Annotated in this window: 12 protein-coding genes and 1 pseudogene; 5 read left to right on the forward strand and 8 right to left on the reverse strand. The window is 71.0% G+C overall.

The window, feature by feature from the left end:
• Positions 1–22: 22 nt before the first annotated feature.
• The 5 genes from ACTWPV_RS02695 to ACTWPV_RS02715 all read right to left on the reverse strand — a co-directional run bounded on the left by ACTWPV_RS02695 (position 23) and on the right by ACTWPV_RS02715 (position 6397).
• Positions 23–241 (reverse strand): hypothetical protein, encoded by a 219-nt coding sequence (locus tag ACTWPV_RS02695; RefSeq protein ID WP_443150441.1) that lies wholly within the window; start codon positions 239–241, stop codon positions 23–25.
• 99 nt (positions 242–340) lie between these two features.
• Positions 341–832 carry a DUF6941 family protein gene (locus ACTWPV_RS02700; protein WP_443150442.1) on the reverse strand — a complete coding sequence of 164 codons (492 nt, stop codon included), beginning with the start codon at positions 830–832 and terminating at the stop codon, positions 341–343.
• On the reverse strand, positions 829–1230 hold the full coding sequence (locus tag ACTWPV_RS02705; RefSeq protein ID WP_347641895.1) for a helix-turn-helix domain-containing protein: 402 nt from the start codon (positions 1228–1230) through the stop codon (positions 829–831). Before ACTWPV_RS02705 ends, ACTWPV_RS02700 begins: the two co-directional genes overlap by 4 nt.
• A 629-nt stretch (positions 1231–1859) precedes the next feature.
• Positions 1860–2999: an acyl-CoA dehydrogenase family protein gene (locus ACTWPV_RS02710; protein ID WP_347641896.1), complete on the reverse strand. Its 1140-nt coding sequence runs from the start codon at positions 2997–2999 to the stop codon at positions 1860–1862.
• A 2-nt stretch (positions 3000–3001) separates the two neighbouring features.
• Complete coding sequence (locus ACTWPV_RS02715) at positions 3002–6397, reverse strand: indolepyruvate ferredoxin oxidoreductase family protein (RefSeq protein ID WP_443150443.1); 3396 nt, start codon at positions 6395–6397, stop codon at positions 3002–3004.
• 153 nt (positions 6398–6550) lie between these two features.
• On the opposite strand from ACTWPV_RS02715, the gene ACTWPV_RS02720 reads away from it, so the two are divergent.
• On the forward strand, positions 6551–7051 hold the full coding sequence (locus ACTWPV_RS02720; RefSeq protein WP_132508840.1) for an Lrp/AsnC family transcriptional regulator: 501 nt from the start codon (positions 6551–6553) through the stop codon (positions 7049–7051).
• Here ACTWPV_RS02720 and ACTWPV_RS02725 read toward each other — a convergent pair.
• Complete coding sequence (locus tag ACTWPV_RS02725) at positions 7012–8178, reverse strand: hypothetical protein (protein WP_443150444.1); 1167 nt, start codon at positions 8176–8178, stop codon at positions 7012–7014. The genes ACTWPV_RS02720 and ACTWPV_RS02725 overlap by 40 nt on opposite strands.
• A 193-nt stretch (positions 8179–8371) precedes the next feature.
• On the opposite strand from ACTWPV_RS02725, the gene ACTWPV_RS02730 reads away from it, so the two are divergent.
• From ACTWPV_RS02730 to ACTWPV_RS02740, 3 genes are all read left to right on the forward strand, one after another.
• The gene (locus ACTWPV_RS02730) at positions 8372–9124 is read left to right on the forward strand and encodes a class I SAM-dependent methyltransferase (RefSeq protein ID WP_443150445.1); all 753 of its coding nucleotides are present in this window, start codon (positions 8372–8374) and stop codon (positions 9122–9124) included.
• A gap of 135 nt (positions 9125–9259) precedes the next feature.
• Entirely contained in the window at positions 9260–9433 is a 174-nt protein-coding gene (locus tag ACTWPV_RS02735) for a hypothetical protein (protein WP_443150446.1), read from the forward strand.
• A 179-nt stretch (positions 9434–9612) separates the two neighbouring features.
• Complete coding sequence (locus ACTWPV_RS02740) at positions 9613–10509, forward strand: lysostaphin resistance A-like protein (RefSeq protein WP_443150447.1); 897 nt, start codon at positions 9613–9615, stop codon at positions 10507–10509.
• A gap of 5 nt (positions 10510–10514) precedes the next feature.
• On the opposite strand, the gene ACTWPV_RS02745 is transcribed toward ACTWPV_RS02740, so the two are convergent.
• Positions 10515–10922: a hypothetical protein gene (locus tag ACTWPV_RS02745; protein ID WP_443150448.1), complete on the reverse strand. Its 408-nt coding sequence runs from the start codon at positions 10920–10922 to the stop codon at positions 10515–10517.
• Positions 10923–11082: 160 nt separating this feature from the next.
• On the opposite strand from ACTWPV_RS02745, the pseudogene ACTWPV_RS02750 reads away from it, so the two are divergent.
• Positions 11083–11213, forward strand: a pseudogene (locus ACTWPV_RS02750) (phosphorothioated DNA-binding restriction endonuclease); the annotation flags it as partial.
• Between the two features lie 73 nt (positions 11214–11286).
• On the opposite strand, the gene ACTWPV_RS02755 reads toward ACTWPV_RS02750, so the two are convergent.
• Positions 11287–12174, reverse strand: a complete 888-nt coding sequence (locus tag ACTWPV_RS02755) for an alpha/beta hydrolase family protein (RefSeq protein WP_443150449.1) — start codon at positions 12172–12174, stop codon at positions 11287–11289.
• Positions 12175–12242: the final 68 nt, after the last annotated feature.

Raw genomic sequence — 12242 nt, forward strand, 5'->3', positions numbered from 1 at the left:
GCTCGACACGTGAGCCGTCCGATCATTTGGAGCGCATGACCCGTTCGATCACGAGGACCCCGACCAGCCAGAAGGCCGCGTATGCCAGGGGGCGCATCGTCAGGTAGATCACCGTGATCTGTCCTGGATCCTCGAAGAAGTAGTCGATGGCGAGATTGACCAGAAAGGAACCCGCGACGACGCAGGTCCAGGCCAGCCAGGCCACCCGTGCCTCACGACTCCATCCCTTGGGGCCGATCATCTCGACAAGCAGATCTTGTCGACTACGCAGTCAAGCGGCACGTCTCCGCCGCTCGTACACCTTGATCGGCTTCCAATGGCGTATGTCGGCAGAGGCCCGTTACCCGACGTTAGAACCTGAGATGCAAGCCTCATCTGTCTTTCCCTGCCGTGCACCATTCGTAGGTGCTTCGGCTCTGACGACGAAGCTCACGGAAGCGACCTCGACATCGTTCGCCGCCAGGATCCACTCATAGACATGGCCAGCGGTTAGAGGCAACGGTGGAATGGGGATGGCGAAGCTAACGTTCAACGGGACTCGCCTCGCCATGGGTTCCGCCTGATCGATGTCAGGTGCGAACTCTCCGCTGAAAGAAAGCGCCCCGTCTCCGTCGGTGAAGGGGCGGACGGGCTGTCCCTCCTCGTCTTGAAGGCGAACAACGAAGCGGATTTTCTGTCGCACTTCCTCCCATGGAGCTCGCAAGAAGCCGACAACGGCTGCCATCGGCACCGTAGGCCCTGTTACAGACCAACCCGCTCCGAGTACGTTGATCTTCCCGGTCGCCGCATCAGTACTCGCGGCGTCACTCAGGACAAGAAAACCTTCTATCACGAGGCAGCCCTTTTCAGCTCCAGCGCTCCCGCCCCACAGGTGAGGGCTCCATCAATGACCCCTGCGGGCCCATGCATAACGACGCGGGCAGCGGCCGATGTGGTGTCAGGGACTACGTCGGGTGTCTTCACGACGTGACACACTTCGGCGCCGATCGCGAATGCGTAGCGGCGGATCGTGGACATGCGAGGATCTCCGCCAACCCGTTCGAAGTCTGACACGGCGGGCTGACTGCGCCCCATCTTCGCGGCCACGTCAGCCTGCGTCAGACCGAGTTGCTTGCGCACTCCGACCAGGGTCTCGATGAGACGCATGTCTCGCTCGACTGCTGCGCTTTCACGCTGAACCTCGGGGTCGTCTGAATCGATGCCGAGCAGTGCGGCAATGTCGCGGTCCACGCCTACCTCCCCTTATCGGGTCTACCTTATATTCTGCTTCGCCATTCGGCTGGCCGATCCCGAGCGGTCTCGATGGCCCGTTGCTGGGCTCCGTTGCTGCCCTTCTTGTGAAACTTGAGGCCGAGCAGTAGGTGCTCACCATCTGTAAGCACGGCGTAGTACAGGCGGTACTCGCTGCCCCCCTAGCTGAGGCGAGCTTCACTGAGACCCTTACCCAGGGCCCTCACATCCCGATCCATCACCCTGTCGTGCTCGATCCGCCACATCAGGTGGCCCAACTCGATGAGAGGGGGCTTGCCTTGTAGAACCTCATGGATCTCTTTGCTGGCGACTTCAGCGCCGGAGGGGGTGGTGTACCACTGCCACGTAGCTTTGGACCGTTCCTCCACGGGCACCTCTCTACCCCTCGCCGCAGCGCCTCGCTGGCTCTCGACTGTACAGGTGGCAACTGACAGAAACGCCTGTGCAGAAGGAGATGTAGCTTCGACGCAGTTCACCAAGCTCGACGACTTCCCACAGCCGATCGTCGTGCTGGCATCAGACAAGGTCTGGTCAGGGGCCGCAGTGCGGTTGGTGGCTGGCGAGTCCCGCCTCCCTTCACAAGGAAGCGGGTCTCCGCATTTCGGACGCTACTTGGCCAAGTGTCTGCTGATCACCATTCGCTGGATCTGGTTGGTGCCCTCGAAGATCTGCATGATCTTGGCCTCGCGCATGTACCGCTCGACCCGGAACTCCCGCGTGTACCCGTACCCGCCGAACACCTGCACCGCGTCCGTCGTCACCTTCATCGCCGCGTCCGTGGCGACCAGCTTGGCGACGCTCGCCTGCCGGCCGTACGGCAGCCCCGCGTCGCGGCGGCGGGCCGCGTCGAGGTACGTCGCCCGCGCGCTGTCCACCCCGGCCGCCATGTCGGCGAGCAGGAACCCGAGCCCCTGGTGGTCGATGATGCGCTTGCCGAACGTCTGCCGCTCCTTGGCGTAGGCGACGGCCTCGTCGAGCGCGGCCTGGGCGAGGCCGGTGGCGCAGGCGGCGATGCCGAGCCGGCCGGAGTCGAGGGCGCTGAAGGCGATCTGCAGCCCCTGCCCCTCCTCGCCGATGAGCCGGTCGGCGTCCAGGACGGCGCCGTCCCAGTGGGCGCTGGTCGTGGGGACGGCGTGCAGGCCCATCTTCTCCTCGGGGCGCCCGAACGAGAGCCCTTCGGCGGTCCCGGGGGCGAGGAAGCAGGAGATGCCGCGCGACCCCTCACCGGTGCGGGCGAACAGGGCGTAGAAGTCGGCGATGCCGCCGTGGGTGATCCACGCCTTGTTGCCGGTGATCCGGTAGCCGGTCTCGACCCGCTCCGCCTTGCAGGTGAGGGCGCCGGCGTCGGATCCGGCCTGCGGCTCCGACAGGCTGTAGCCGCCGACGACGCGTCCCGCCAGCATGTCGGGCAGCCACCGCTCGCGCTGCTCGGGCGTGCCGTAGGCGTGGACGGGGAAGCAGGCGAGGGTGTGCACGCTGGTCGCGACCGCGACGGCCGCCCACCGCATCGCCAGCTCCTCGATGACCTGCAGGTAGACCTCGTACGGTTGCCCGCCGCCGCCCAGTTCCTCCGGGTACGGCAGCCCGAGCAGCCCCGCGCCGCCCAGCGTGGCGAACAGCCCGTCGGGGTAGGTCTCGGCGCGTTCGTGCTCGTCCACGCGGCGCGCGAGCTCCTTGTCGGCGATCTCGCGCGTCAGGTCGATGAGGTCCTTGGCGTCCTGGTCGGGAAGCAGGCGGTCGACGGTCACGGTCACTCCTGGGTCGGGGCGGGCTCGTCCAGCCGCGCCAGGGCGGTCCTGGCGCGCTCGCGGAAGTCGGCGACCCGGGCGAGCTTGATGTCCTCGTACCCGCGGATCAGGTCGGGCAGGCCCGCGATCTCGGTGACGGCGGCGGCCGTGCCGGGGGTGAGCCGGGACAGGGCGGCGCGCACCAGATCACGATATTCGGTGACGAGCGCGCGTTCGACGCGGCGTACCTCGGCCTGGCCGAACACGTCGAGCGCCGTCCCGCGCAGCACCCGCGCGGCCCGCAGCCCGCGGAACAGCACGGGGGCCGAGCGGCGCAGCCTGATCTTGCGCTTCATGCCCATCGCGCGCAGCAGCGGCGGGTGCAGCAGCACGGACACGGCCGCGTCGGCGCCGAACTCGCGCTCGCGCCGCTCCTGCTCGGCCGGGTCGAGGTGGAGGCGGGCGACCTCGTACTCGTCCTTGTAGGCCATGAGCTTGTGCAGGCCGCGGGCGTAGGCGAGGGCGATCTCGGTGCCCGCCTGCTTGCCGGCGCGCTGGACCGCGGCGGCGCGCACCCGGCGCACGTCCTGGGCGTACGTGCGGGCGTACGTCGCGTTCTGGTAGCCGGTCAGGTCGGCGGCGCGCGCGGCCACCACCTCGTCGAATCCTTCCGGCACGGGCGCGGGCGCCGTGATCTCGCGCACCGCGGCGGGGTCGGACACGGCGGTGCGGCCCCAGCGGAAGGCGGCGAGGTTCTGCTCGACGGAGGCCCTGTTGAGGGTGATGGCCCGCTCGATGGACGCGGCCGAGACCGGCAGGCAGCCGAGCTGGTAGGCGGCGCCGAGCAGCAGCAGGTTGGCCGGCATGTGGTCGCCGAACAGGACGTCGGCCAGCTCGTGGGCGGCCACGCACTCGACGGCCTTGACGGCAGGCTCGACGCGGGCGACCGCGCCGGCGTGTCCAGGCACCGGCGCGCGGCCGGTCACCATGGCGGCGGTGGGCACGACGGAGGTGTTCAGCACGGCGATGGTGCGTTCGGGCGCGGCCACGGCGAGGTTGGCGTCGGCCGCCGCGCCGAGCAGGTCGAACCCGATGAGCACGTCGGCCATGCGGTGCGAGGCGCGTACGGAGCCCGCGAGCGGGCGCGGCGAGATCCGCACGTCGCTGACCACGGGCCCGCCCTTCTGCGCCAGCCCGGTCTGCTCGAGCCCGGCCGTGTGCAGGCCGTCGAGGTGCGCCGCCATCTGCAGGATCTGCGAGACGGTGACGACGCCGGTGCCGCCGATGCCGGGCATCCTGATGAGCACGTCGTCGCCCACCCGGACGGCGGGCTCCGGCGGTTCTGCGGGCGGCGGCGGAGCCTGGTGCGGCCGCCTGGTGCCCGGCTCGACCAGCAGGAACGACGGGCAGTCGCCCTTGAGGCAGCTCAGGTCGGTGTTGCAGGACGCCTGGTGGATGCGGGTCTTGCGGCCGTACTCGGTCTCGACCGGCTGCACGGACAGGCAGGTCGAGACGTCGCCGCAGTCGCCGCAGCCCTCGCAGACCCGTTCGTTGATCACGACCTTCTCGGTGGGCGTGGGCAGCTTGCCGCGCTTGCGCAGCCGCCGCTCCTCGGCGGCGCACCGGTCGTCGTGGATGAGCACGGTCACGCCGTCGAGCGCGGCCAGCTCCTTCTCGACCTCGGGCAGGTCGTCGCGGTGCCGTACGGATGCGATGGGCGCCAGCCGCACCCCGCGGTACGTCTCCGGCTCCGGCGTGGTGACCACGACGCGGCGTACGCCCTCCAGCGCCAGCTCCCGCGTGAGCGTGGGCACGTCGAGCCGGCCCTCCGCGCGCTGCCCGCCGGTCATGGCGACGGCGTCGTTGTAGAGCAGCTTGTACGTCATCGTCACCCCGGCGGCCACCGCCGCCCTGATCGCCAGCGAGCCGGAGTGGTGGAAGGTGCCGTCGCCGATGTTCTGCACGAAGTGCCGGTCCTCGGTGAACGGCGCAAGCCCGATCCACTGGGCGCCCTCGCCGCCCATCTGGGTGATGCCGACCTGGGTGCCGCGCCCGTGCCCGTCCAGCGCGATCATGGCGTGGCAGCCGATGCCGACGCCGACGAGCGTCCCGTCGGAGGTTCGGGTGGAGGTGTTGTGCGGGCAGCCCGAGCAGAAGTACGGCGTGCGCGCGGCGACCAGGGGGAGCAGGGGGCGCGGTTTCTTCGCAGCCGGGCCGGTGGTGACGGAGGCCCGGGGCAGCCGGCCGGGGTCCAGGCAGGCGACCAGGGCCTTGGCGACGTCCTCGGCGCTCAGGGTGCCGCGGGCGCTCAGCAGCTCCCTGCCCAGCACGGCCGGCACCCGGTCGCGGCCGTACAGGGCCTGCTTGAGCTGCCCCTCCAGGAACGGCACCTTGTCCTCGACCACGAGCACCCGGTCGAGGTCGGACGTCATCGCGGCCAGCTCGGCGTGGTCGAGCGGGAACGGCATCGCGAGCCGGATCAGCCGCAGCCCGGCGTCGTCCAGGGCGGACCGGTCGAGGCCCAGGTCGGCCAGCGCCCGCAGGACCACCGCGTACGTCGTGCCGGACGCGACGATCCCAAGCGCGGTGTTGCCCTCGCCGGCCATCACTCGGTTCAGGCGGTGCGTACGGGCGTAGGCGCGGGCCAGGTCGAGGCGGCGGGTCAGCAGGTCGTGCTCGGCGTCCAGCGCCGCCGCGCCCAGCAGGATCGGGGACGACGCGCGGGCGGCGCGGTCCGGGAACGGGATGTGCTCGCGCAGCGGGCCGAGGTCGACCGTGGCGGACGCGTCGGCGATGTCGGCCACGATCTTCAGCCCGGCCCAGAGCCCGGTCGCGCGCGACAGGGCCACCGCGTGCAGCCCGAACTCGATGATCTCGGCGATCGAGCCGGGCGCGAGCAGCGGCATGGCCAGGCTCTGGCACATCGGCTCGCACGTGCTGGGCAGCGTGGACGACTTGCAGCCGGGGTCGTCGCCGATCCAGGCCACCGCGCCGCCGAGCGGGGCCGTGCCCGCCGTGTTGGCGTGCCTGATGGCGTCGGCGGCCCGGTCGAGGCCGGGGTTCTTGCCGTACCAGAAGCCCGTCACGCCCTCGTGGCGGCGGCCCGGCACCTGGTCCAGCAACTGCGTGCCGGCCACCGCCGTGGCCGCCAGCTCCTCGTTCAGGCCCGGCTTGAACACCACGCCCATGTCGTCCAGGAACCGCGACGCCCGTCCCATCTCCAGGTCCACACCGCCCAGCGGGGACCCTTGGTAACCGGACACGAACGCCCGCGTGTCCAGCCCGCGCGCCCGGTCGAGCCTGCGCTGCTCCAGCGTCAGGCGGACCAGCGCCTGAACGCCGGAGATGAGCACCCGGCCGTCGAGCGCCGCGTACTTGTCGTCGAGTGACACGGGGGCGGGAGTCTCGCTGGGGCTCATGCGGACCTCCTGGCTTCGTACGTGGGATCCCCAGCACAGCAATGCGGCACACGATGCGCAAGTATGAGATGAGAAAGCACGCGTAAGACGCAAACAATGTACGTCAGCATGCCTCATGTCCGAAGATGTTTGCGCCCAGGGGAAGGTTCTCGCATGCCCGACGTCGACGACATCGACCACCAGGTGCTGCGCCTGCTACGGGAGGACGGGCGCAGGACGTTCTCCGAGATGGCCGAGCGGGTCGGCCTGTCCGTCGCCGCCGTCAAGCGGCGCGTCGACCGGCTCAGGGACCTGGGCGTGATCACCGGGTTCACCGTGCAGATCGACTACGCCAAGCTCGGATGGGGCATCGAGGCGTTCACCGAGCTGCGCTACCCCGGCACCACCCCGGTCAGCGAGATCGTCCGCACGGCCACCGACGTGCCCGAGGTGCAGGAGGTCTTCACGATCGCCGGCGACCCCGACGCGCTGATCCACGTACGGGTGCGGGACCTCGGGCACCTCCAGCAGGTCATCGACCGGCTGCGCAGGGCCGGCGACGTGACGGGCACGAAGACGCTGCTCGTGCTCGGGACGTGGACGCGCGACGCGCTGGCGCCGCGCAGCGGCTGGAATCAGGGCATCCCGCTGGCCCGGTCGCGGCGGGAGAAATAGCGTACGAGCAGGCCGATCGCCAGCAGCACCGCCGTCCCGAGACCGAGCACCCAGATCGACACGCCGGTCATGGGGAGCGGTCGCGGGTCTTCGAGCCCTTCCGCGCGCGGCGCCCGGCCGTGCGCCGCGGATCGGTGCTCGTGCCGGCCCGCCCGCTCGCCGGGGGCGGCCGCGCGCGGCTCGGGCCTCGGCTCCGCGTCCTCGACCTTCGACGGCTGAGCGGCAGGGGCCGGCTCGTCGGGGGCGGGCCCGTCCGTGGTGGCCGCCCGTACGGGTTCCACGGCGGTGGAGGTGCAGGAACGGTTGTTCGCGGTGTTCGCCTCGTCGCCGTCGGCGCTGACCGTGGCGCAGTTCCTGACCAGACCGGGCTCGCCGGGCGCGAGGGTGAACATGAACGTCCTGCGCTCCGACGGCGCGAGCGTGCCGAGGGGGCAGACGAGGGCGGGCCCGCCTCCAGGGCACTCCGGCGGGCGGTCGGCGATCGTCGCGCCGCCGCCCGGATGGCGCACCGTCACGCCGGTCGCCGGCGTGAGCCCCTCGTTGACGACCGTCACCGCGTAGGCGATGGCGCCGCCGGCGGTGAGCGTCGCCGCCTTGGTGATCGTGACGTCGGCCCTGGCGGCCCTGGCCTCGGTGACCAACTGCGCGGAGTCGCCCTGCGCGCCCGACGCGGAGACCTCGGCCCGGCTGGACAGCGCCGTGCCGTCGGAGAGTTCGGGGTCGATCACGACGGGGAACGCACGCGTCACGCTCCGGCCCGCCGGGATCATCAGGGCCGGCCCGCCGCAGGTGATGGTCCGGCCGTTGAGGACGCAGCCGTCGGGGAGAGGGCCGGGGGCCACGTGCTCGTCGAGGGTGCCGGTGATGGTCACGGCCTCGGCGGCTGTGTCGCCCGCGTTCGTGACGGTCACCGTGTAGACGGCCTGACCGCCGATGACCAGCGGGTCGGGAACGGCGGCCTGCCCGATGCGCAGGCTCGCTGACGGTGGTTCGCTCGCCCAGGGCGGTCCGCCCACCCCTGATCCGCCCGCCGCTGATCCGCCCGCCGCTGATCCGCCCGCCACGGCCGGAGCGGCTGCGCCGCCGCCCAGCGCGGCCAGCGCGATGACCGCCGCCACCCGGGCCATGCCCATCTCCTACCCCCGCGTTGACCGCCGTGCCTGCTCGACCCCGGAGCCGATCTTTCTATCGGCCGCAGAGGCGGCGGGGGGCTGCACACCGGAATCATGCGCTGCCGTGGCACATTCTTTGCCGGGACACCGTTCCGCGCTCGACGAACATCTCTCGGCCCGCCCCGCGGCGGCGCGTAGGGTCGGCGTCATGCCGAAGGCCGCCCGCTATGACGACGTCGCCGGCTTCTACGCGGCCGGCTGGCCCGACGACGTCGACGACCCCGCGTCCGTGCGCCTGCTCGACCTGCTGGGGCCGCTCGCGGGCCGCCGGGTGCTGGACGTCGCCTGCGGTCACGGCCGGACCAGCCGCGCACTCGCCCGCCGCGGGGCCGCTGTCGTGGGCGTCGACCTCTCGTCGGCGCTGGTCGAGAGGGCGCGGGAGGCCGAGCGCGAAAGCCCGCTCGGCATCCGCTACGTCCACGCCGACGCGACCGAGCCCGGCACGCTCGACGCGATCGAGCCCTCCGGGGTGGGAGCGTTCGACGCCGTGGTGTGCGCGTTCGGCCTGTCCGACATCGACGACCTCGAGGGCGCGGCCGCGACCGCCGCCCGCGGGCTCCGGCCCGGAGGTGTGTTCGCCTGCTCCCTCCTGCACCCATGCTTCCCCGGTGGGCAGGGCGTCTCCGGCTCCTGGCCGGGCGACGCCGGCTATCACGCGGAGGGCTGGTGGCGGGCCGACGGCGAGCGCTCGACCCTGCGCCGCCAGGTGGGCGCCAACCACCGCACGCTGTCGACGTACCTCAACACGTTGCGCCGCCACGGCCTGTGGTTGGACGAGATGGACGAGCCCGAGCCCGCCCGGGAGTGGGCGGCGACCCGCCCGGACGCCGCCAGGTTCCCCGTGTTCCTCGTCATGAGGTGTGTACGCCGTAGCCGGGCCCAGCCGGCGATATCGGCGTAGAGGGCCGCCTGCTGTCCGGCGTTCCCCGTCACCGAGGAGGAGGGCTTCAACGGGGCCTCCGCCATTCACGTCCACCGGCTGGCCTGCGACGCCCTGGGCCCTCTTTCGATCACGAAGTCCGACCTCATCCTGCGGGTGAACCAGCGCGTCCGCGTGCACTATGACCCCGAGGGAGGGGTGGACGCGCGGTTGGCCGGTGACGAAGAGCCCGTGAGCGGTGTGGACACCTCCGTGCTCGCCGGAGCCGAACTCGGCCTGCTCACCCTCGCGTCCCTCGGCCTGATCGTGTTCGGCCGGCCCGACCCATGAGGCCGCGCCGCCCTTCATCGAGCGCCGGCAGCGGTCCTGGCCGTGGCAGCGAGATCGCCATCCCTCGTGAGAGCTACCGCGATTGTTCGTCCCAGGGGGATGGAACGCCCCGCGCAGATCCCTAACCTCCGTGGGACCGCGGAAAACGCCGCGGGAACCTGATCGAGAGGATCGCGGTCGTGGCATCCACGGAGCACCAGGAGAACCCCCCTTCGCAAGCCGGCCTCTCCACGGGCCGGCGCCGGTTGCGCACGTTCCGCTTTCCCGTCCTGCTGGTCGCGTTGTTCGGCGTGATGGTGGCGACCGCCGGGATCAACCAGCTCGTCGCGCCCGTACCGGTGCTCGCCCTGCCGGTGGGGGTCGGCCTGGCCGTCGCCGCTCTGGCCTGCTACCGCCGGCTCTGCCGGATCGTCGAGCTCCGCCCGACCGTCCCCGAACTCGAGAAGGCGGGCAGAGGGTCGCAGCTGCTGCGCGGGACGCTGCTCGGGTCCGGCCTGTTCACCGTGCTGATGGCGCTGATCGCGGTGTTCGGCGGCTGGCAGGGCGTGTCCTGGGGTTCCTTCGGCGGCTTCCTCGGCGGCGCGGGCATGATGGCGAGCGTCGCCGTCGCCGAGGAACTCCTGTTCCGCGGGGTCCTGTTCCGCATCATGGAGGAACGTGTCGGCAGCGTGATCGCCCTGGTCGTATCCACGCTGCTGTTCGGTGCGACACACCTGGTCAACGTCAACGCCACGCTGTGGGGCGCGCTCGCGATCGCCCTGACGGGCGGGGCCATGACGGCAGCCGCCTACATCGCCACCCGCTCGCTGTGGCTGCCCATCGGCCTGCACTTCGCCTGGAACTTCACCCACGCCGGGGTCTTCGGTGTCATGATCTCCGGATCGGACATGCCACCCCACGGCCTGCTGAACGTCACGCTCTCCGGCCCGTCCGCGCTGACCGGCGGCGCCTTCGGGCCCGAGGCCAGCCTGCTCGCCCTGCTGGTCTGCCTGGCGCCCACGATCGTGCTGCTGCGGCGGGCGGCCCGTACCGGCCGGATCCGGCGGCGCCCCCGCCGCGCCAAGCTCCCCGCCTGACCGCTTCAGCAGTCGGCCCCCGCCGTCTCGAAGGTCCTCCCGTCGTTGATCTGGAGTGCCCCGATCCATTTACGGTCGCACGGATAACTGACGTTCCAGGTCCTGGTCATACTCTGCCCCGCGAACACGGTGTACCACGTGGAGTCCCATTTGACGGTGCTTGTTTGATTGCTCCTGTATCCGACGCGTGCGGTGACGGGCGATCCGCCCGTCTTGTTGTAGGTGACCCTGATGCGCTGCGGGCTTTGGAGCAAAGTGATGCAGACAGTTCCGTTCTTCAGGGGCTCGCACTGCCTGGGCGGGGCGGCCAGGGCGCCCGCGCCGGCTTGCGCGGATGCCGCCGCCGGGGCGCAGGCGATCACCGAGCCGGCAACGGCTACGGCGGCCCCCAGAGAGGTGAGTCGGTATCGCATTCATGGTCCTTTCGATCGGGTGGTCCCGCTGAAATTCGAGGAGAATCGGTCGGCTCCCGCGCGTCCCCCTCAATGGCGACATGTTTGGCCTTGAGCTGTTTCCTCGGTGTTTCCAGGCGAGCCCAGGGGGCAAGGAAGGACATGGCCCGACCTGGCCGGGTCTTCCCGGGACATGGTGCTCGCTCTTGCCGGCCGCCCTGCCAGAGATCCCAGCCCGGCCTGGACGCGGTCGAACAGGACCAGATCAGCTGGCACAGCCGTCAGGTCTTTCGCATACCAGCCCGCGGCTGAAACCCCCACGGACGGGGTCCAACCACGCCGGTGGCGGCCGCCCAGATGAAGGCGGCCGCCACCGGGCGAGGGGTCAGGAGCTGGGGCAGGTGTCGCGGTACTCCTCGATGGCGGGCCCGCTGGGCGGCGGGCACAGGAACTGCTCGTAGCGGGTGTCGTCGTCGACGAACCGCTTGAGCCAGGCCACCATCGACTTGGCCATCGTGGTGTCGGGAATCTGCGGGAAGAAGTGGCTCGCGCCGTTGAGCTCCAGGTACGCCTTCTCCGACGAGGACGGGATGCTCTCGTAGAAGCGCTCGGAGTGGCTGGAGACGGGGGCGATGCTGTCGCTCTCCCCGCCGATGATCATGGTGGGGACACGCACGCCCGACCAGCTCTTCGTCAGGTTCCACGGCGCGATCGGCACGGCCGCCTGGAGCGAGGACCGGTCGTCGGCGGCCTCCAGCGAGCCGCCGCCGCCCATCGAGTGGCCGGCCACGGCCAGCCTGGACGGGTCGATGCGGCCGCGGACCGTCGACGGGCTGTCCTCCACCAGGTAGTCGAGGGCCGCGAGGAGCTGGCGGCCCCGACTGGCGGGCTGGTCGTAGATGGTGTTGGTCTCGATGCCGATCACCACGAAGCCGTGCGAGGCGATCCTCGGGCCGAGCCAGTCGAGGCTCGACCACCTGGCGGTGTAGCCGGGCGAGATGGCGATCGCCCCGAACGTGCCCTGGCTGGTGTCGTCCGGGTAGTAGATCTCTCCGCCGCCGAAGCCGCCGACCAGCGAGGAGACGCTCCGCTGGGACGTCGAGAACGGGCCGCGGCTCGCCTCGAGCAAGGCGTCCGTGGGGTCCGGGCCGCGCTCGTACGGGCTGGCCGCCTGGGCGGCGGGAGCGGCGGCGAGGCCGCCGGCGAGGAGTGCGAGGGTGAGGGCGAGCTTGGTCAACGTTCGCGCGCCGCGGTGGGGGGTGGTGAGCTGCACGTCGTCTTACTCCCTGCTCGAAGTGGGGGTGACTGCTGTCTGTCGCCATTGTTCGGATGCGGAGTCAG

It is taken from the genome of Nonomuraea sp. KM88 (assembly GCF_052245635.1).
Lineage (GTDB): Bacteria > Actinomycetota > Actinomycetes > Streptosporangiales > Streptosporangiaceae > Nonomuraea.

Excerpts from the sequence above, each read along its gene's own strand:
- ACTWPV_RS02695 (WP_443150441.1), bottom strand. The coding sequence starts at position 241 with ATGATCGGCCCCAAGGGATGGAGTCGTGAGGCACGGGTGGCCTGGCTG.
- ACTWPV_RS02715 (WP_443150443.1), bottom strand. The coding sequence starts at position 6,397 with ATGAGCCCCAGCGAGACTCCCGCCCCCGTGTCACTCGACGACAAGTAC.
- ACTWPV_RS02720 (WP_132508840.1), top strand. The coding sequence starts at position 6,551 with ATGCCCGACGTCGACGACATCGACCACCAGGTGCTGCGCCTGCTACGG.
- ACTWPV_RS02725 (WP_443150444.1), bottom strand. The coding sequence starts at position 8,178 with ATGGCCCGGGTGGCGGCGGTCATCGCGCTGGCCGCGCTGGGCGGCGGC.
- ACTWPV_RS02730 (WP_443150445.1), top strand. The coding sequence starts at position 8,372 with ATGCCGAAGGCCGCCCGCTATGACGACGTCGCCGGCTTCTACGCGGCC.
- ACTWPV_RS02745 (WP_443150448.1), bottom strand. The coding sequence starts at position 10,922 with ATGCGATACCGACTCACCTCTCTGGGGGCCGCCGTAGCCGTTGCCGGC.